The following is an 18844-nucleotide window of genomic DNA, read 5'->3' as shown; positions in this document are numbered from 1 at the left end:
AAATGGGCGATTACCTGCGGAAGCGCAAGGGCGCGTTGATATTTGGCCACGCATCGGTCACGTTTCGGTGTCAGCGGTTTAGCGCGTCAGTGGGAGGGGTTGGAGAGTGACTTTTCAGCTGCCGCTCCTCGCCGCGAACGCAAGAATCTTCGCAGCCGAGAAGGCGGCAAGTGGTGGTGCCGGCATTGATGTGGTGCAGGCGGCCAGGCTTTCACAGGAAAGCGATCTGGACAAGCTTGAAAGGTACTTGCTCAATCCCGACCACGTAACTGGGGGACCGAAGGCGAAGTGGTTCGAACGAAACGGGTGTCACCCAGTACGGCATAAAATACAACCAAGTGATCTCGATCGCCGGAGCGAACGGAAGGGTCATAGATGTGACGTTCGCCTGGATACGCGGAAACGACGGTGTAGTGCGCTTGGTGACGGCGATCCCTACGAGCAAATGAGAGAACGTAAAGCGTTGAGACCTCGAGAGTATGACGTGATCAGGCTGCTGCGGCCGCTGCCGGAACACAACCTGCCTGCCGGTTCACGCGGGACTATCGTCATGGATTACACGAAGGATTCGGATAGCACTCTCCCGTCCGCGTACGAGGTGGAGTTTTCAGATGCCGACGGCGTAACCCAGGCGCTGGTCACGCTTTCCGGAGATGACCTGGAAGTCGTCTGGCGGCCGGATCCAGATGCGTAGCGACTGTAGTTGCGGCCCGATTCAGGGCCACATGGCCGTATTGTGTTGGGCCACACCGTCATAGTTGCGGTGCGCCCTCTCCACATTGGTGCGCAATTCGGTGAGCGCTTCTCGCATTTGTTTGTCGGCTGCTACCCATCTTTGGTGGTACTCGCGCTCGGCGTCTGCGCCGCGACCCAGCCAGGAACCGTGGAGTTCGGCGATGCATTGGTCGACGGCCGCGGCAATTTGTTCCGCGCTGGCAGTGAATTTCGCCAGTCGGTCGGCAAAATGCGACAGTGCCTCAGGGTCGACCGTGTAACGGCGGCTCATGATTCCGGATCCGTTGGGGACAGGGCGGCGAAGGCTCTCGCGGCAATCGTCTCGTGGTCGAGCATGAGGTCCAGTGAGCGGAGCAACAGCTGGGAGTGTTCCGATAGCAGCGTTGCGACGGCCTTTGCGCCTTGGTGCCACTCATCCCATGCGGGCCGGAAATCAGATGCGGCGGCGCCTTGCCACGTCGATGACAGATTGCGCCAGTCGTCGGCGATGCTGTCGAGTTCGCTGCTGAAGCCGTCGGCTTGGTTTGTCAGGATGTGTGCGGCCGACGCCATCGCCTCCAACTGCATCGTCAGATGGCCAGCCACCGCAGCCTTCTTTCACCGTTTTTTGACACCTAAGCCAAGGTTGCGACGCCGTACAACTCACCCTGATTGGTGACGCGGAAACCCGTGCGCGGGTTGTGATGCAGGCCGGCGTCGCCGTTGGCGATGCCGAGAACTTGGGCCGTTGCCCGGAGTATGGGGTCGTGGAGCCGATGACGGGAATCGAACCCGCGTTCTCAGCTTGGGAAGCTGATGTTCTGCCATTGAACTACATCGGCGCGGTCGCGTCAGAAGGCTAGCATCCGGCGCCGCGGACGCTCACCTGCCTGGGCCGTCGCGGCCGGCCGCCAATCGCCCGTCGCATTACGCCTTAAACCACGCATGCACAATATCCGCCGGTCGGCGAAATGCCCGTGTTTATTATTTCGTGATTGCGCCGTAATGTGCTGGGCGTGGGTCGACACGCATTAGCCAGGAAGCGACGCAAACCGTCGGCGACCCTGGCTGCGGTGCTCGCGCCCGCTGCCGTCTTCTTCGCGGTCTCGGCCGATGTTCATCCATTCGCGGCGCGCGGGACAGCCAAACCCGTTATCAACGAGCCCGCTCCGTGTTGCGCGGAAATCGTGACCTTGGCATCGACGCGGCTCAGTAAAGGATTCGGCGACGGCCAGCCCGTCGCTGCCTCGCGCTATCACACCCGCTCGCGCTTCCTGCCCGCCGGCGTGGCGCCGGAACGGGGCCTGCAGGTGCGCACCATCCTGACCGCCCGCAGCATCAGCGCCGAGTTCCCCCAGATCCACGAGATCGGGGGAGTGCGACCGGATCCGCTGCCCTGGCACCCCCTCGGCATGGCGATCGACGTGATGATTCCCGACCCGGAAAGCGCCCAGGGCATCGCGCTGGGGAACGCGATCGTGGCCTACGTGCTGCAGAACGCCGACCGGTTCGGAATCCAGGACGCGATCTGGCGCGGCGTCTACTACACCCCCAACGGCGCCCAAACGAGCCGGCTCGGTCACTACGACCACGTCCACGTCACGACCATCGGCGGCGGATACCCCACCGGCGACGAGGTCTATCTCCGCTGAACGCGCTGCGCAGCAGTTAGGCTCGCTTGGTGCTGCTCTCCGATCGCGACCTCAGGGCCGAAATCACCGCCGGGCGGTTGGGCATCGAGCCGTTCGATGACGCGCTGGTGCAGCCGTCCAGCATCGACGTCCGCCTTGACTGCATGTTCCGGGTTTTCAACAACACTCGCTACACCCACATCGACCCGGCCAAGCAGCAGGACGAGCTCACCTCGCTGGTCGAACCGCAAGACGGTGAGCCGTTCGTGCTGCACCCCGGCGAGTTCGTGCTCGGCTCGACGCTCGAGCTCATCACCCTGCCCGACGACCTCGCCGGACGTTTGGAGGGCAAATCGTCCCTGGGCCGCCTGGGGCTGCTGACGCACTCGACCGCCGGCTTCATCGATCCCGGCTTCAGCGGCCACATCACGCTCGAGCTGTCCAACGTCGCCAACCTGCCGATCACGCTGTGGCCGGGCATGAAGATCGGTCAGCTGTGCATTCTGCGGTTGACCAGTCCGGCCGAACACCCGTACGGCAGCACTCGCGTAGGTTCGAAGTACCAGGGCCAGCGAGGACCGACACCGTCGCGCTCGTACCAGAACTTCATAACGTCTACATAGGTTCTGCGGGGCTCTCACGCCACCGTTCTGCGCGATACTTAGTTAGCCGTGGTTTTTTCCTCCGCCTGGCCGTGGCGATCGCGCAACACCTTTGGAGGGGTTTGTCTTGAATATCGTGCTCGGGGTGTCGATGGCACCGTCTTCGATCCAAATGGTCGTTCTGGAAGGCGAATACGCCGATGGCGCGACGGTGGAAGAGGACGCGATCGATGTCACCGGCGCCGATGACGCGGCCACCGCGAGCGCCCCGGATCGGGTGATCTCGGCCATTCTGGGCACCCGGGAGGGCGCCGCCGACGCCGGCCTGCAGCTCTCCTCCATCGGGGTGACGTGGACCGATCAACTCGAAGCCGCGGCCCTGCGCGACGCGTTGGCGGCTCGCCGGATCGACAATGTCATGCTGGTCTCGGCGTTTCTGGCGGCTGCGGCGCTGGCGCAAAACGTCGGCGGCGCAATGGGTTACGAGCGCACCGCGGTGCTGCTGGTGGAACCCGATACCGCGACCCTGGCGGTCGTCGAGACCTCCGACGGCTCCATCCCCGATGTCTACAAGCAGCAGATTCGCGCCGAGTCCTACGGCGACGCGGCCGGGCAGCTCAGCGCGATGGTCGCCGGGCTGGAGAAGCTGGAGTCCCTGCCGGGCGGGCTGTTGCTCGTCGGCTCGGGCGTCGACGTCGCTCCGCTCAAGCAGGTGCTGCAGACCACGACGTTCCTCGACGTGAGTGTGGCCGAGGAGCCGGAGACCGCGCTGGCCCGCGGGGCCGCCCTGGCCGCGGCGAACGCGCCGCTGTTCGCGTCGTCGACGGCGGCGCTGGCCTACGCACAAGACCCCGGCACCGGCGCTGTCGACCAGTACTCGCTGCCCGACTACCTCTATGTCCCCGTCGATCCCGAGCCCGGCGACGACGAACTCGCCTACAGCGCGGTGGGGGAGGAGGACGCCGAGTCGCCGACCGTGGTCATCGAGAAGCTGTTCCTTCCCGAGGACAGTGAGCCGCGTCGACGGCCGGTCCTGCTGGTGGGCAGCGGGCTGGCGGTGGTCGGCATCAGCGCGGTGCTGGCGCTGGAGATCGCGCTGGCGATCGGCATCCGCACCACCGGAACCGTGGCGTTGCAACCTACCCCGAATCAACATCTGATCGTTCCCACCGAGCAGGCGCCGGCACCGCCGCCGGTGCAGGCGTCGGCACCGCAGCCCAAGATCAGCGTGCCCGAGCCGGTGGCGGCGCCCAAGCCGTTGAGCCCGCCGGTCGCCGCGCCGTTGCCGGCCGCCCCGCCGCCGGCTGCGCCGCCGCTTCCGGAGGCGCCGCCGATCCCCGCGGCCCCGCCGGTGGTGCCGGTCCCGGTGGTGGTCCCGCCGGTCCCGGTTCCGGTGCCGGTCCGCATCCCGGTGCCCGATCCGGTCAGCCCGCCGCAGCTGCTGGCGCCGCCGCGGCTGTCGGTTCCACAACCGGTGCAACCGCCGGTGCGCGTCCCGCAGCCGCCGTCGCCTCCGCAGGTCGGCGGCACTGTTCCGCAGTCACCGCCGCAGCACCAGACCCCGCCCGGCGAAGGCACGCCGCCCAAGCCGGACGGCCCCGGCAACTACGGCGGTGGTCACGTTCCCACCCCCGGTGCCGGTGGTTCGGGTGGCTCGGGCGGCGGTCACGTTCCCACCCCCGGTGCCGGTGGTTCGGGTGGCTCGGGCGGCGGTCACGTTCCCACGCCCGGTACCGGTGGCCCGGGTGGCACCGGTGGATCGGGTGGCGGGCACGTTCCGACGCCCGGGGCGGGTACCCCGGGTGGCTCCGGTGGCGGTCACCTTCCCTTCCCGGGCGCGGGCAGCACTCCGGGCGGCTCGGGTGGCGGTCACCTTCCCACTCCAGGTGCCGGTACGCCCGGCGGCGGCCTGGGCGGCTTCGGCGGTGGCCACGCCCCGGCGCCCGGCGGTGGCTTGGGTGGCTTCGGCGGCGGTCACAGCGGCGGCGGCCTGGGCGGACTCGGCGGCGGGCACAAATAGCCCCGCGCCGACCACTCCGTCGACCCGCGCCACGACGCAGGCCGAGATCACACGAGTAGGGTTGCGGTATTGAGGCTGGCGAAAAGACGCCGCCTCGTCCGCCAAAATTTCATCAATCCAGCAAACGGCTTGGGTTGTGAGCCGGGCTTAGCTACGGCAAGGAAATTCGTGGCGCACGCGCAATAGGGATGCTGCCCGGAGGGCGCGTCGGGCAGCGCAGCAAATGGGGCAGGGGGCTAGAAGCAGTGGCGGGCATCGTGCTTGGCGTCGCGATGACGCCGACCAAGGTGCGCATGGTTCTGGTCGAAGGCGAAAGCGCCGACGGCGTCACTGTCGACGAGGACGACTTCGACGTCGACACCCGACGAACCGCCCTCCCCGGCACCGCCCCCGACCAGGTCATTTCGGCGATCCTGGGCACCCGGGAGGGTGCCGCCGACAGCGGCTACCAGCTGCTGTCGACCGGCGTTACCTGGACCGATCACGTCGAGGCGGCCATGCTGCGCGACGCCTTGATCGCGTACAAGGTGGAAAACGTCATGCTGGTCTCGGCCTTCATGGCCGCCGCAGCACTGACCCAGGCCGTCGGCGACGCCACCAACTACGCGCGGACCGCGATGCTGTTCGTCGAGCCCTACAGCGCGACGATGGCGGTGGTCGACACCGCCGACGGTTCGGTCTCGGAGGTCCGCCGTCGGCCCCTGCCGGAGGACGAGGACCAGGCGGTGGCCGAACTCGTCGACATGGCCGCCAGCGCCGAGTCCCTGCCAACCCGTCCGGAGGGCCTGGTCCTGGTCGGCTCCGGCGTCGACGTCCCGCTGATCAAGCCGGCGCTGGAGGCTGCGACGTCGCTGGAGCTGTCGGTGCCGGACGAGCCGGAGATGGCCCTGGCCAGGGGCGCCGCACTGGCGTCGGCGAACGCGCCGCTGTTCGCGTCGTCCACCGCGGCGCTGGCTTACGCGCTGGATCCCGGCACCGGAGAGGTCGACCCGCTCGCCCTGGCCGGGCAGTCCCCCGGCCTGCTGCCCGGCTATCAGCCCGAGTACCACAGCCGCATTGCGGCGCAGGCCGCCGACGCCGGCGAGGGCAAGGCCAACGTCGCCTACAGCGCGGTTCCCGACGATGATGCCGAGGCCAAGACACTGATCGACCTCGACGAACGCGCCCGGCGGCGCAAGTCGCTGCTGCTGGTCAGCAGCACCCTGGCGGTGATTTTCATCGCCGCCGTGGTGGCGCTGGAGATCGCCCTGGCGATCAGCATCCGGCCCACCGTCGCGTTGCGGCCCAGCCCCAACGAGAACATCATCGCCCCCGCTCCGGCGCCGCCCCCGCCCGCGCCGCCGGTCCAGGCGCAGCCGAAGATCACGCCGCCGCGGCCGCTGGCCGCGCCGCACCCGATCGCACCACCGCCCCCGGCCCCGCCGCCCATCGCCGTCCCCGTTCCCGTCCTTCCGCCGCCGGTGTTCGTTCCGCCGCCGCGCGTGCCGCTCGCCCGCCCACCCGCGCCCGGTCACGGCCCCTTCGGCGGCCACGGCCCGTTCGGTGGGGGCCACGGTCCCTTCGGCGGGCACGGTCCGTTCGGCGGGCATGGTCCCTTCGGCGGGGGTCACGGCCCGTTCGGCGGGCATGGTCCCTTCGGCGGGGGTCACGGCCCGTTCGGCGGGCATGGTCCCTTCGGTGGCGGCCACGGGTTCGGTGGCGGCCACGGCCACCGGTAGCGCGGATTCCGGCTCGCCTGCGTGTCTGACCCGGCGCGCTAGGGTGGCGGACTAGGGTATGGCCGCGGCCAGAACTCTCAGCAAGTCCCGGCTGACCCTCAAATCGCGAGCCCCGACGCGGCTACGCAGCCACCCGGCACAGCAACCGACTTTCGGACGATTTGGAGGAGCGGTGGACGTCGTACTCGGCGTGTCGATGGCGCCTGAGACAGTCCGCATGGTGCTCGTCGAAGGAGAATCGGCCGGCGGGCTGACCGTCGATCAGGACGGCTTCGACGTCACCGCCGACGCAACCCCCGCGGCCGCCGCCCACCACGTCGTCGCGGCGATCCTGGAAACCCGGGACAGCGCGACCCAGGGCGGTTACCGGCTCAAATCGAGCGGGGTGAGCTGGACCGACCCGGTTAAGGCGGCCGCACTCCGCGACGCGTTGGCGGCCCGCAAGATCGAGAACGTGATGCTGGTTTCGGCGGTCATGGCCGCCGCGGCCCTGGCCCAGGCCATGGGCAGCGCCACCAACTGGGCCCGCACCGCACTCCTGCTCGTCGAGCCGACCAGCGCGACCCTGGCCGTCGTCGACACCCGCAACGGAACGGTCACCGACGTGCACCGCCACCCGCTGCCGGGCCATGACGACGCCGCGCTGGCAAAGCTCACCGCGATGGTGTCGGGTGCCGAATCGATGCGATCGCGACCCGATGGGCTCTTTTTGGTCGGGTCGGATGTGGACATCCCGGCGATCAAGCCCACCCTCGAGGCCGCGACGTCGTTATCGGTGACGACGCCCGAGGAACCGGAGATGGCCCTGGCTCGGGGTGCCTCGCTGGCCGCGGCCAACGCGCGGTTGGGCGCGCCGCGGACGGTCGAGATGGCGTCGACGCACCTCTCGTCGACCGCGACCGCGCCGCCGGCGGCCGAACTCGCCTACAGCGCCGACACGCACGACGATCCGGCGTCCGAGCCCACCCGCGAAGGGCGCAGTCCCAAGTCGGTGGCCACGATCGCCGCGGTGGCGGTGATCTTCGTCGGCGGCATCGTCGCCCTGGCGTGGGCGCTGGCGTTCATCCGGCCGCACGCCGACAAGCGCCCCGAGGTGGGCACCCAGGTCGTCGCCCCCGACAACCCGCCGCCGCCCAGCGCCGCCCCACCGCCGCCACCGGCAGCGCCCGTACCGGCGGCGCCCCCGCCCCAGGCTCCGGTGTCTCCGGCCCCCTCGCCGCACTCCGGCGACCACGAGCACTGGGACGACTGGCTGCATCGCCACCTGGGCCCGGGAGTCCCGGTCCCCTAGACCGGCCCCGCGGACTGGTGCCGGCCCCCTCCGGCCCACCCCCCGGCCATCGATGGCGCGTAAAATCGGGGCATTAGGGGAATATCGGGTGGGGACTCAGCGATGTCTTGCGCCATCATGTCGTGCGACGAGCACGCCCTCACCGCGAAGGACTAGCAACCGACTATTGGAGGAGCTTTGGACACCGTACTGGGCGTGTCGATGGCGCCGACGGCAGTCCGAATGGTGCTGGTCGAAGGCGAGAACGGCGATGGCGCCACCGTCGACGAAGACAACTTCGACGTCGCCACAAGCGAGGATGCAGCAACTGTCACCGCCTCCGACCAGGTGCTTTCGGCGATACTGGGAACTCGGCAGGGGGCGGCCGAGGGCGGCTACCAGCTCGCCTCGACCGGCGTGACGTTCACCGACCCGGTCGAGGCCGCCGCGCTGCGCGACAAGCTGGCCGCCCACAAGGTCGAAAATGTGATGCTGGTCTCGGCCTTCCTGGCCGCGGCCGCGCTGGCCCAAGCGGTCGGCCACCGGACCAACCACGCGCACACCGCGCTTCTGTACATCGAGCCCGACACCGCGACGCTGGCGGTCGTCGACAGCGCGGACGGCTCCATCGCCGACGTGCGGCGCCAGCCCCTCCCCGAAGACGACGAGGCGGCGGTGGCCGAGCTGGCCTCGATGGTCTCCAACGCCGAGAACCTGGAGACCCGCCCCGACGCCGTGTTCGTCGTCGGCTCGGGCATCGACATCCCGCTGATCAAGCCGGCCCTGGAGGCGGCGACCACGCTTCCGCTGACCGCGCCCGAGGAGCCGGACACCGCGCTGGCCCGCGGCGCGGCCCTGGCCTCGGCGCACGCTCCGCTGTTCGCGTCGTCCACCGCGGCGCTGGCCTACGCGCAGGACCCGGGCACCGGTGCCATCAATCCGCTCGCGGTGGCGCCCGGCTACTTCGAGACCCCCGCCGACGCCGGCGCCGACGGCCTGGCCTACAGCGCGGTCCCCGACGACCCGGACGAGTTCTTCACCGGCACCCAGGCCGCGGCCACCGAGCTGGTCGACGCCGACTACGCGGACCGCAGCTCGTTCAAGCTGGTGGGCAGTGCGGTGGCGGCGATCTTCGTCATCGGTGTGGTGGCCCTAGTGGTCTCGCTGGCGATCGCCATCCGGCCGACGGCCAACGTGCGGCCCAGCCCGAACCAGAACGTCGTCGTCGCACCCACCCGACCCGCGCCGGCGGCTCCGGCCCCGGCGCCCGCCCCCGAGGCGCCCGCGCCCGCACCCGCTGCCGCACCTCAGGCCCCCGCGCCCGCGCCGGAGGCCCCTGCACCCGCCCCGGCGGCCCCGGCCCCGGCCCCGGTTCAGGTGGCGCCCGTGCCCGTCCCGGAGGCACCCGCGCCGGCTCCGGCGGCCCCGCCACCCCCGCCGCCGGCGGTCGCGCCCATCCCGGTGCCGATCCCGTTGCCGATCCCCGGCCTGGGTGGTCCCGGATTCGGCGGACCGCCCGGCCACGGCGGCGGTGACGGCGGCGGGCACGGCGGCGGTGGCTTCCCCGGCTTCCCGGGCGGCGGCGGCCACGGCGGTGGCGGCTTCCCCGGCTTCGGCGGCGGGCACGGCGGCTTCGGCCACCACTAGTACCGGGCCCACCGCTAGTACCGGGCCCACCGCTAGTACCGGGCAGTGTCGGCGCCATCGGCCAGCTGTCATCCGCCGTTTGCCTGACGCTTAGCCCAGCGATGCAATCAGCTCATCGGGGCCACCTACACCGGTTGTATGCGATGCACCGTGTTCGGCACGGGTTACCTGGGCGCCACCCACGCGGTGGGAATGGCGGAGCTGGGACACGACGTGCTCGGGGTCGACATCGACCCCGGCAAGGTGGCCAAGCTCGCCGGGGGTGACATCCCCTTCTACGAGCCCGGCCTGCGAAAGCTGTTGAACGAGAACCTGTCCGCGGGCCGGCTGCGCTTCACCACCGACTACGACATGGCGGCCAGCTTCGCCGACGTGCACTTCCTGGGTGTGGGCACCCCGCAGAAGAAGGGCGAATACGGCGCCGATCTGCGCCACGTGTACGCCGTCATCGACGAATTGGTGCCCCGGTTGACGACGTCGGCGGTGCTGGTCGGCAAATCGACGGTCCCGGTGGGCACCGCGGCCGAGCTGAACCAGCGGGCGGCGGCCCTGGCGCCGCACGGCGTCGACGTCGAAATCGCGTGGAACCCGGAGTTTCTGCGCGAGGGCTACGCCGTGCAGGACACCCTGCGGCCGGACCGGATTGTGCTGGGCATCAAACAGGATTCACTGCGCGCCGAGGCCGCCGTCCGAGAGCTGTACGGGCCGCTGTTGGACGCCGGGGTGCCGTTCCTGGTGACGGATCTGCAGACCGCGGAGTTGGTCAAGGTATCCGCCAATGCCTTTCTGGCGACCAAGATTTCGTTCATCAACGCGATCTCCGAGGTGTGCGAGGCCGCCGGCGCCGACGTCAGCCTGCTGGCCGATGCGCTGGGCTACGACCCGCGGATCGGGCGCCAATTCCTCAACGCCGGTTTGGGTTTCGGCGGGGGCTGCCTGCCCAAGGACATCCGGGCGTTCATGGCGCGCGCCGGCGAGCTGGGCGCCGATCAGGCGCTGACGTTCCTGCGCGAGGTGGACAGCATCAACATGCGCCGCCGCACCCGGATGGTGGAACTGGCCAGCGCGGCCTGCGGCGGCTCGCTGCTGGGCGCCAACGTCGCGGTGCTCGGCGCGGCGTTCAAGCCCGAATCCGACGACGTGCGCGACTCGCCGGCGCTCAATGTCGCCGGCCAGCTGCAGCTCAACGGTGCCGCGGTCAACGTGTACGACCCGAAGGCCCTGGACAACGCGCAGCGGCTGTTCCCCACGCTGAACTACGCCGTCTCGGTCGAGGAGGCCTGCGAGCGCGCGGACGCGGTGCTGGTGCTCACCGAGTGGCGCCAGTTCGTCGAGATGGACCCCGACGACCTGGCCGACCGGGTGCGGGCCCGCGTCGTCGTCGACGGCCGCAACTGCCTGGACGTCACCCGCTGGCAGCGGGCCGGCTGGCGGGTCTACCGCCTGGGCGCGCCGCGACCCTGAGCGCGCCGGCCGAGCGTCACGCCAGCGCGACGCCGGCCCGCGAGCGCCACGCTGGCGTGACGCTCGGCGACGAACGGGAGCGTAGCCTGACCGGCGTGGACTATGCCGGAGCGTTCCTCGACGAAAACCGCGCGTTCGCGGAGCTTTTCCGGGATGCCGACGAGTCGATGCCGGTGCCCACCTGCCCGGACTGGACCCTGCGGCAACTGTTCCGCCACGTCGGCCGGGGCGACCGCTGGGCGGCGCAGATTGTGCGCGACAGGCTCGACAGCTACCTCGACCCGCGGATGGTCGAGGGCGGCAAGCCGCCGCCCGATCCCGCCGACGCGATCTCCTGGCTGCACGGCGGGGCGCAGCGGCTGGTCGACGCCGTCGAGCTGACCGGCGTCCAAACGCCGGTCTGGACGTTCCTCGGGCCGCGCCCGGCCAATTGGTGGATCCGGCGCCGGCTGCACGAGACGGCCGTACATCGCGCCGACGCGGCCATCGCCCTGGGCCGCGAGTTCACGCTGCGGCCCGAGCTGGCGGCCGATGCGATCACCGAATGGCTGGAGCGGGTCGCGGTTCAGGCGGGCGGCCAGGGCGCGCCGCTGCCGCTCGACAACGCCGACACCCTGCATCTGCACGCCACCGATCCCGGCCTCGGCGATGCCGGCGAGTGGACCGTCGCGGTCGAGCAGGGCCGCATCGCCTGGTCGCACGAGCACGGCAAGGGCAGCGTCGCGCTGCGCGGTGGCGCAACCGATCTGCTGCTGGCGATCCTGCGCCGCCGCCCACTGGCCGACACCGGCGCCGAACTGTTCGGCGACGACGCCGTGTGGCAGCGCTGGTTGGACCGTACGCCTCTCTAGCCGCGCGACCACACGGTAACTTGCACACCATGACCACATCGGAGATCGCCACCGTTCTGGCCTGGCACGACGCGCTCAACGCGTCGGACCTGGACACCCTGATCGCCCTGTCCAGCGACGACATCGAGATCGGCGACGCGCACGGAGCCGCACAAGGCCATGAGGCGCTGCGCAACTGGGCCGCCGCCCGTCGGGGAACCGCGGAACTCGGCCGGATGTACGTGCACGATGGTGTCGTGGTCGTCGAACAGAAGGTCACCAGCCCCGACGACCCGGGCGCCGTCAGCACGGCCGCCTCGGCGTTCCGCGTCGTGCACGACCGGGTCACGTCGGTGTTCCGGCACGACAGCCTGGCCTCGGCGCTGGCGGCCACCGAACTGACCGAGGACGACGCCGTCGACTAGGGCCGATCAAGGCAGTAGGAGCCACCCATGCGCGGAATCATCTTGGCCGGCGGGTCGGGCACCCGCCTGCATCCGATCACCACCGGCATCAGCAAGCAGTTGCTGCCGGTCTACGACAAGCCGATGGTCTACTACCCGCTGTCCACCCTGATGATGGCCGGCATCCGCGACATCCTGGTGATCACCACCCCGCACGACGCGGCCGGATTCGTCCGGCTGCTGGGTGACGGCTCGCAATTCGGCATCAACATCACCTACGTGACGCAGGAGCGGCCCGACGGCCTGGCCCAGGCGTTCGTCCTGGGCGCCGACCACATCGGCAACGACTCGGTAGCATTGGTGTTGGGAGACAACATCTTCTACGGCCCCGGGCTGGGCACCAGCCTGAGGCGCTTCCAAACCATAACCGGCGGAGCGGTTTTCGCGTACTGGGTGGCCAACCCGTCGGCGTACGGGGTGGTGGAGTTCAGCGACGACGGCATGGCGCTGTCGCTGGAGGAGAAACCCAAGACGCCGAAATCCAATTACGCGGTGCCGGGTTTGTATTTCTACGACAACGACGTGATCGAAATCGCCAAGGGTCTGAAGAAATCCGAGCGCGGCGAGTACGAGATCACCGAGGTCAACCAGATCTATCTCAGCCGCGGCCGGCTCTCGGTCGAGGTGATGGCCCGCGGCACGGCCTGGCTGGACACCGGCACTTTCGATTCGCTGCTGGACGCCAGCGACTTCGTGCGCACGCTGGAGCGCCGCCAGGGACTCAAAGTCAGTGTGCCCGAAGAGGTGGCGTGGCAGCAGGGCTGGATCACCGATGAGCAGCTGTCCGAGCGCGCCCAGAGCCTGCTCAAGTCGGGCTACGGCGGCTATCTGCTGGACCTGTTGGAGCGCAGCCGTTTTCACTAGACCGATGGCGGCGGCCCGCCGCGCCCGGCTTCGCCGCGCTTGCGACCGCCGCTAGACCGATGGCGGCGGCCCGCCGCGCCCGGCTTCGCCGCGCTTGCGACCGCCGCTGGGTCTGGCCAGCACCGCGGCGATCGCCGTGGTCAACGGCACCGACAGGGCCAGCGCCATGCCGCCGACCGCCGAGCGGGCGATCTCGATGGCCACGCTCTCGCCGGTCAGCACGTCGGTCAGCGAGCGGTTGGCGACGCTGAACAGCAGCAGCAGCGGCAGCGAACTGCCGGCATAGGCCAGCACCAGCGTGTAGACGGTGCTGGCGATGTGATCGCGGCCCACCCGCAGGGCGCCGGTGAAGATCGCCCGCCGCGAGCCGCCCAGGCGGGCCAGCTCGAACACCGTCGACGACTGGGTCACCGTCACGTCGTTGAGCACACCCAGCGAGCCGATGATGAAACCGGCCAGCAGCAGCCCGCCGATGGACACGCTACCGAGGTACGCGCTGACCGTGCTGTTCTGTTCATCCGAGAGCCCGGTGAGATGCGCCAATTGTATTGCCGCCCAAGATAATCCGGCGGCCAGCAGCAACGACGACAGGGTGCCCAGCAGCGCGGCGCTGGTGCGCAGGCTGACGCCGTGAGCCAGGTAGATGACCGCGTAGAGGATCGCCGCCGCCGCCACCAGCGCCACCGGAACCGCGGGCGCGCCGTCGCGCAGCGCCGGCAGCAGGAACGTCACCAGCACCACGAAGGCGACCAGGATGCCCACCAGCGCCAGCAGTCCGCGCCAGCGCGCCACCGCGACGATCACCACCGCGAACGCGACCGCCAAACCGACCAGCGCCCAACCCCGTTCGAAGTCGTAGAAGGCGTAGCTGGTAGCGCCCTGGTCGTCGACCTGCCGGACGATCCGGATGCGGTCGCCCACCGCGAATTTCGGTTGGCCGGGCCCCGGGGAGGACTCCAGCAGCGTGGCGGCGCCGGCGTTGGGCCCGGAATCGATCGCCACCTGGGTCAGCACGCAGCGCCCGGCACCCGGCAGCGCCGGCTGCGGCGGGCCGGTGAGCACCTGACTGACCGACGGGCTGCCGCAGTCGCCCAACCCGCTGGACAGCACGTGCCCGGCCTGCGTGCTCACCGCGCCGCCGGCCGCGTTCTGCAGCGGCATCGGGATGTCGACGTGCTGCCGGCTGGGCCACAGCACGATCGCGCCGACGGCGACCGCCACGCCGATCGCGATCAGCAGCCCGACGACGATGCGGGCGGGCAACCGATCGACGGGGGCCGGGCCCGACGGCAGGCCGTGGGAGTGGGAGTGCGTCACGCGCTCCACCGTAGAGGCGCCCGGCTGGGTGCTTACTGTCGATAGCCGACCAGGAAGTTGCCCAGCCGCTCGATCGCGGCGGCCAGGTCCCGCGCCCACGGCAGCGTCACGATGCGCAGGTGATCCGGCGCCGGCCAGTTGAAGCCGGTGCCCTGGGTGACCAGGATCTTCTCCTGCAGCAGCAGGTCGAGCACCAGCTGCTCGTCGTCGGTGATGTCGTAGACCTCGGGGTCCAGCCGGGGAAACGCGTACAGGGCGCCGGCGGGTTTAACGCAGGACACCCCGGGGATCTCGTTGAGCTTGCTCCACGCCACGTCGCGCTGCTCGAGCAGCCGCCCGCCCGGCAGCACCAGGTCCTCGATGCTCTGGTGGCCGCCCAGGGCCACCTGGATCGCATGCTGCGCCGGGACGTTCGGGCACAGCCGCATGTTGGCCAGCAGGTTGATGCCCTCGATGAAGCTGCCGGCGTGGTCCTTGGGTCCGGTGATCGCCAGCCAGCCGGCCCGGTAGCCGGCCACCCGGTACGCCTTCGACAGGCCGTTGAAGGTCAGGCACAGCATGTCCGGCGCCAGCGACGCCACGTTGATGTGCTTGGCGTCGTCGTAGAGGATCTTGTCGTAGATCTCGTCGGCCAGCAGCAGCAGCTCGTGCTTGCGCGCCAGATCGACCATCTGGCTCAGGATTTCGCCGCTGTACACCGCGCCGGTCGGGTTGTTCGGGTTGATCACCACCAGCGCCTTGGTGCGCTCGGTGATCTTGGATTCCAGATCGGCGATGTCGGGCTGCCAGCCCTGCGTCTCGTCGCACAGGTAGTGCACGGGGGTGCCGCCGGCCAGCGAGGTCGACGCCGTCCACAGCGGGTAGTCCGGCGACGGGATAAGCACCTCGTCGCCGTTGTCGAGCAGCGCCTGCAGCGTCATCGTGATCAGTTCGGACACGCCGTTGCCCAGGTAGACATCGTCGACGTCGAAGCGGGGGAACCCGTCGACCAACTCGTAGCGGGTGACCACCGCCCGGCGCGCGGGCAGGATGCCCTGCGAGTCGGAGTAGCCCTGGGCGTACGGCAGGGCCTGGATCATGTCGCGCATGATGACGTCGGGCGCCTCGAAGCCGAACGGCGCCGGGTTGCCGATGTTGAGCTTGAGGATGCGGTGTCCCTCGGCCTCCAGCCGCGCCGCGTGCTGATGTACCGGGCCGCGGATCTCGTACAGGACGTCCTGGAGCTTGGACGACTGGGCGAAAGTACGCTGCTGGCGATGGTGCGCGGACGAGTGCACAGGCAGCTGGTGGGTTGTCACACCACCAATGGTGCCATCACTGTCCACTGAAATTTGCTGTCAAGCCTGAAATTGCCAGCTCAGCGCTTGCCCGGTGGACGCGCCCCGCGGGCGATGCCCAGTCCCTTGACCGGTGGCTGCGACGGTGCGTCGTCGCCATTGGTCTGCTTTGCCGGCTCCGCTTTCGGGGCCGGTTCGGCTTCGGCCTTGGGAGCTTCCGCCTTGGGCGCTTCCGCCTTGGGTGCCTCGGCCTTGGGTGCCGCCTTCTTCGCACCGGGCCGCTTGGCGCCCGCGGCGATGCCCAGCCCCTTCACCGGTGCGGCCGGCGCCGGCGGAGCCCCCGTCTTGGCCTCACCGGCTGCCTCGGTCTTGGCTTCGGTCTTGGGCGCTTCGGTCTTGGGTGCTTGGGCGGCCGGGGCGGACTTCTTGGCGCCGGGCCGCTTGGCGCCCGCGGCGATGCCCAGCCCCTTGGCGGGCGCCGCCGGGGCCTCCGTCTTGGCCTCCGCCGGAGCCTCGGTCTTGGCCTCGGCGGCCGGCGCGGACTTCTTGGCGCCGGGCCGCTTCGCGCCGCCGGCGATGCCCAACCCCTTGACCGGCGCGGCCGGCGCGGCCGGTGCCGCCTCCGCCTTGGGTGCCGCCTCGGCGGGCTCCTTCGTCGTCTCCTTGGCCGGCGCCTCGACGGTGGCCGTGGCCTTGGGCGCCTGGGCCGCCTGCTTCTCGGCTTCCTTGGCGGCCGTGCCCTTTTCGGGCAGCGTCGCCTTGTCGTACTCGAGCGAGCCCAGCAGGATCTGGGCGACGTCGAGCACCTCGACGCCGGAGCGGCCGGCCTCCTCCTGCCGGTCGTTGACGCCGTCGGTGACCATCACCCGGCAGAACGGGCACGCGGTCGCCACGGTCGCGGCGCCGGTGGCCAGGGCCTCGTCGACACGCTCGTGGTTGATCCGCTTGCCGATGTGCTCTTCCATCCACATCCGGGCGCCGCCGGCGCCGCAGCAGAAGCTGCGCTCGGCGTGCCGCGGCATCTCGGTCAGGTTCGCGCCCGCGGCGCCGATCAGCTCACGCGGCGCCTCGTAGACCTTGTTGTGCCGGCCCAGGTAGCAGGGGTCGTGGTAGGTGATGTCCTGGGACACCGGGGTCACCGGCACCAGCTTGTTGTCCCGGATCAGCCGGTTCAGCAGCTGGGTGTGGTGCAACACCGTGTAGTTGGCGCCCAGCTGGCGGTATTCGCGGCCCAGCGTGTTGAAGCAGTGCGGGCAGGTCACCACGATCTTGCGGTCGACCGTCTCCACACCCTCGAACACCCCGTCCAAGGTTTCGACGGCCTGGGCGGCCAACTGCTGGAACAGGAACTCGTTGCCCGAGCGGCGGGCCGAGTCGCCGTTGCAGGTTTCGCCGGCGCCGAGCACCAGGTACTTCACCCCGGCGACGGCCAGCAGCTCGGCGACGGCCTTGGTGGTCTTCTTGGCCTTGTCGTCGTAGGCGCCGGCGCAGCCCACCCAGAACAGGTATTCGTAGCCGTCGAAGCTGTCGACGTCCTCGCCGTAGACCGGCACGTCGAAGTCGACCTCGTCGATCCAGTTGGTGCGGTCGCTGGCGTTCTGGCCCCACGGGTTGGCCTTGGTCTCCAGGTTCTTGAACAGCACCGACAGTTCCGAGGGGAACTCCGACTCCATCATCACCTGGTAGCGGCGCATGTCGACGATGTGGTCGACGTGCTCGATGTCCACCGGGCACTGCTCGACGCAGGCGCCGCAGGTCACGCACGACCACAGCACGTCGGGGTCGATGACACCGCCCTGCTCCTCGGTGCCGACCAGCGGGCGGGTGGCCTGCTCCGGGCCCGAGCCCATCACCCGGCCGAAGCCCGACTCGGGCACGTGGTGCGCCTCGGCGTGCTTCTCACCGGACAGCTCCTCGCCGACCCCGCCCTCGGGCGTGCTCTCCAGCGGGGACTGCTTGTCGCCCAGGATGTAGGGCGCCTTGGCCATCCAGTGGTCCCGCAGGTCCATGATGACCAGCTTGGGCGAGAGCGGCTTGCCGGTGTTCCAGGCCGGGCACTGCGATTGGCAGCGGCCGCACTCGGTACACGTGGCGAAGTCCAGCATCGCCTTCCAGCTGAAGTCCTCGACCTTGCCGCGGCCGAAAACAGCGTCGTCCGGCGGGTTTTCGAAGTCGATGGGCTTGCCGTCGTATTCGATCGGCAGCAGCGGGCCCAGCCCGTTGGGCAGCCGCTTGAAGATGACGTTGATCGGCGCCGTGAAGATGTGCATGTGCTTGGAGTGCAGCACGATGATCAGGAACGCCAGCATCACCGCGATGTGCGCCAGCAGGGCCGCGGTCTCGATGTACTCGTTGGCGGGCTGGCCCAGCGGCCGCAGGATGGCGCCGAACAGCTGGGACAAGAACGCGCCCTTGCCGTAGGGCAGCGTGCCGTTGTTCACCGCCGAACCGCGCACCAGGACATAGGTCCAGATGACGTTGAAGATCATGAACAGCACCAGCCAGGCGCCGCCGGTGTGCGAGCCGTAGAACCGTGACGAGCGGCCGATCTCACGCGGGCTGCGCATCAACCGGATGACGGTGAAGGTGGCGATGCCCAGGAACACGGCGGTGGCGAAGAAGTCCTGCAAAAAGCCCAGCGCGTCCCAGCGCCCGATGATCGGGATGTGGAAGTTGTCCTGGAACAGCAGGCCGTAGGCCTCGATGTAGACCGTCAACAGGATGAAAAAGCCCCACATGGTGAAGAAGTGGGCCAGGCCGGGGATCGACCACTTGAGCAGGCGGCGCTGCCCGAAGACCTCGGAGACCTCCGCCCAGACCCGCTTGCCGGGGTCGTCGGTGTGCCCCGGGGCCGGCTTGCCGGACGTGATCAGCTTGAACAGCCACAGCACCCGGCGTGCGGCGAGCGCGGCCACGATCAGCGTCATGCCCATGCCCACGACCAGTCTGATGAGCATCTGCGTTGTCACAGAAGGTCTCCCCAATGCATAGAAAATTCGGCCTGTGCTTTATTTGCCTGCTTAAGC

The 18844-nt window shown here is 69.6% G+C and carries 16 protein-coding genes and 1 tRNA gene; 11 read left to right on the top strand and 6 right to left on the bottom strand.

What is annotated here, in order from left to right; genetic code table 11:
- Positions 1-106: 106 nt before the first annotated feature.
- Complete coding sequence (locus MAA44156_RS23655; protein WP_224112112.1) at positions 107-694, top strand: DUF4926 domain-containing protein; 588 nt, start codon at positions 107-109, stop codon at positions 692-694.
- A 21-nt stretch (positions 695-715) separates the two neighbouring features.
- Here the strand turns inward: MAA44156_RS23655 and MAA44156_RS21245 are convergent, their stop codons facing one another.
- The 3 genes from MAA44156_RS21245 to MAA44156_RS21235 all read right to left on the bottom strand — a co-directional run bounded on the left by MAA44156_RS21245 (position 716) and on the right by MAA44156_RS21235 (position 1556).
- The gene (locus MAA44156_RS21245; protein WP_009979515.1) at positions 716-1006 is read right to left on the bottom strand and encodes a WXG100 family type VII secretion target; all 291 of its coding nucleotides are present in this window, start codon (positions 1004-1006) and stop codon (positions 716-718) included.
- On the bottom strand, positions 1003-1320 hold the full coding sequence (locus MAA44156_RS21240; RefSeq protein ID WP_009979514.1) for a WXG100 family type VII secretion target: 318 nt from the start codon (positions 1318-1320) through the stop codon (positions 1003-1005). The genes MAA44156_RS21245 and MAA44156_RS21240 overlap by 4 nt, the downstream gene beginning before the upstream one ends.
- 162 nt (positions 1321-1482) lie before the next feature.
- Positions 1483-1556 (bottom strand) — tRNA-Gly (locus MAA44156_RS21235).
- 174 nt (positions 1557-1730) lie between these two features.
- Between MAA44156_RS21235 and MAA44156_RS21230 the strand changes: the two genes are divergently transcribed.
- The 10 genes from MAA44156_RS21230 (at position 1731) to rfbA (ending at position 13224) form a co-directional block, all read left to right on the top strand.
- Positions 1731-2366, top strand: a complete 636-nt coding sequence (locus MAA44156_RS21230; RefSeq protein WP_024636776.1) for a VldE C-terminal domain-containing protein — start codon at positions 1731-1733, stop codon at positions 2364-2366.
- Positions 2367-2395: 29 nt separating this feature from the next.
- The gene (gene dcd, locus MAA44156_RS21225) at positions 2396-2968 is read left to right on the top strand and encodes a dCTP deaminase (RefSeq protein WP_003873894.1); all 573 of its coding nucleotides are present in this window, start codon (positions 2396-2398) and stop codon (positions 2966-2968) included.
- Between the two features lie 130 nt (positions 2969-3098).
- Positions 3099-4967 (top strand): DUF7159 family protein, encoded by a 1869-nt coding sequence (locus MAA44156_RS21220; RefSeq protein ID WP_249043276.1) that lies wholly within the window; start codon positions 3099-3101, stop codon positions 4965-4967.
- Positions 4968-5212: 245 nt separating this feature from the next.
- Complete coding sequence (locus MAA44156_RS21215) at positions 5213-6685, top strand: DUF7159 family protein (RefSeq protein WP_009979505.1); 1473 nt, start codon at positions 5213-5215, stop codon at positions 6683-6685.
- A gap of 172 nt (positions 6686-6857) precedes the next feature.
- A complete protein-coding gene (locus MAA44156_RS21210) occupies positions 6858-7976 on the top strand; it encodes a DUF7159 family protein (protein ID WP_011726275.1) in 1119 nt (372 codons plus the stop codon).
- A gap of 177 nt (positions 7977-8153) precedes the next feature.
- Positions 8154-9602, top strand: coding sequence for a DUF7159 family protein (locus tag MAA44156_RS21205; RefSeq protein ID WP_416188425.1), 1449 nt, complete (start codon positions 8154-8156; stop codon positions 9600-9602).
- 138 nt (positions 9603-9740) lie between these two features.
- Positions 9741-11066, top strand: a complete 1326-nt coding sequence (locus MAA44156_RS21200) for a UDP-glucose dehydrogenase family protein (protein WP_009979498.1) — start codon at positions 9741-9743, stop codon at positions 11064-11066.
- A 95-nt stretch (positions 11067-11161) separates the two neighbouring features.
- Positions 11162-11917 carry a maleylpyruvate isomerase family mycothiol-dependent enzyme gene (locus MAA44156_RS21195; protein ID WP_023884766.1) on the top strand — a complete coding sequence of 252 codons (756 nt, stop codon included), beginning with the start codon at positions 11162-11164 and terminating at the stop codon, positions 11915-11917.
- Between the two features lie 29 nt (positions 11918-11946).
- Positions 11947-12321 carry a nuclear transport factor 2 family protein gene (locus tag MAA44156_RS21190; protein WP_009979496.1) on the top strand — a complete coding sequence of 125 codons (375 nt, stop codon included), beginning with the start codon at positions 11947-11949 and terminating at the stop codon, positions 12319-12321.
- 27 nt (positions 12322-12348) lie between these two features.
- Positions 12349-13224, top strand: a complete 876-nt coding sequence (gene rfbA, locus MAA44156_RS21185; protein ID WP_003879222.1) for a glucose-1-phosphate thymidylyltransferase RfbA — start codon at positions 12349-12351, stop codon at positions 13222-13224.
- Positions 13225-13275: 51 nt separating this feature from the next.
- Here the strand turns inward: rfbA and MAA44156_RS21180 are convergent, their stop codons facing one another.
- The 3 genes from MAA44156_RS21180 to MAA44156_RS21170 are packed head-to-tail and all read right to left on the bottom strand — an operon-like array spanning position 13276 to position 18787.
- Positions 13276-14541 carry a YibE/F family protein gene (locus MAA44156_RS21180; RefSeq protein ID WP_029248630.1) on the bottom strand — a complete coding sequence of 422 codons (1266 nt, stop codon included), beginning with the start codon at positions 14539-14541 and terminating at the stop codon, positions 13276-13278.
- A gap of 32 nt (positions 14542-14573) precedes the next feature.
- The gene (locus MAA44156_RS21175; protein WP_023872266.1) at positions 14574-15866 is read right to left on the bottom strand and encodes a pyridoxal phosphate-dependent aminotransferase; all 1293 of its coding nucleotides are present in this window, start codon (positions 15864-15866) and stop codon (positions 14574-14576) included.
- Positions 15867-15898: 32 nt separating this feature from the next.
- Entirely contained in the window at positions 15899-18787 is a 2889-nt protein-coding gene (locus tag MAA44156_RS21170; RefSeq protein ID WP_029248629.1) for a heterodisulfide reductase-related iron-sulfur binding cluster, read from the bottom strand.
- Positions 18788-18844: the final 57 nt, after the last annotated feature.

The sequence above is a fragment of the Mycobacterium avium subsp. avium genome, assembly GCF_009741445.1.
Classification (GTDB): Bacteria; Actinomycetota; Actinomycetes; order Mycobacteriales; family Mycobacteriaceae; genus Mycobacterium; species Mycobacterium avium.
This window is presented reverse-complemented; position numbering and strand designations above follow the sequence as displayed.

What these genes read in the sequence shown, in the direction of transcription:
- MAA44156_RS21190 (WP_009979496.1), top strand. Translation starts at nt 11,947, where the DNA reads ATGACCACATCGGAGATCGCCACCGTTCTGGCCTGGCACGACGCGCTC.
- MAA44156_RS21245 (WP_009979515.1), bottom strand. Translation starts at nt 1,006, where the DNA reads ATGAGCCGCCGTTACACGGTCGACCCTGAGGCACTGTCGCATTTTGCC.
- rfbA (WP_003879222.1), top strand. Translation starts at nt 12,349, where the DNA reads ATGCGCGGAATCATCTTGGCCGGCGGGTCGGGCACCCGCCTGCATCCG.
- MAA44156_RS21200 (WP_009979498.1), top strand. Translation starts at nt 9,741, where the DNA reads ATGCGATGCACCGTGTTCGGCACGGGTTACCTGGGCGCCACCCACGCG.
- MAA44156_RS21220 (WP_249043276.1), top strand. Translation starts at nt 3,099, where the DNA reads ATGGCACCGTCTTCGATCCAAATGGTCGTTCTGGAAGGCGAATACGCC.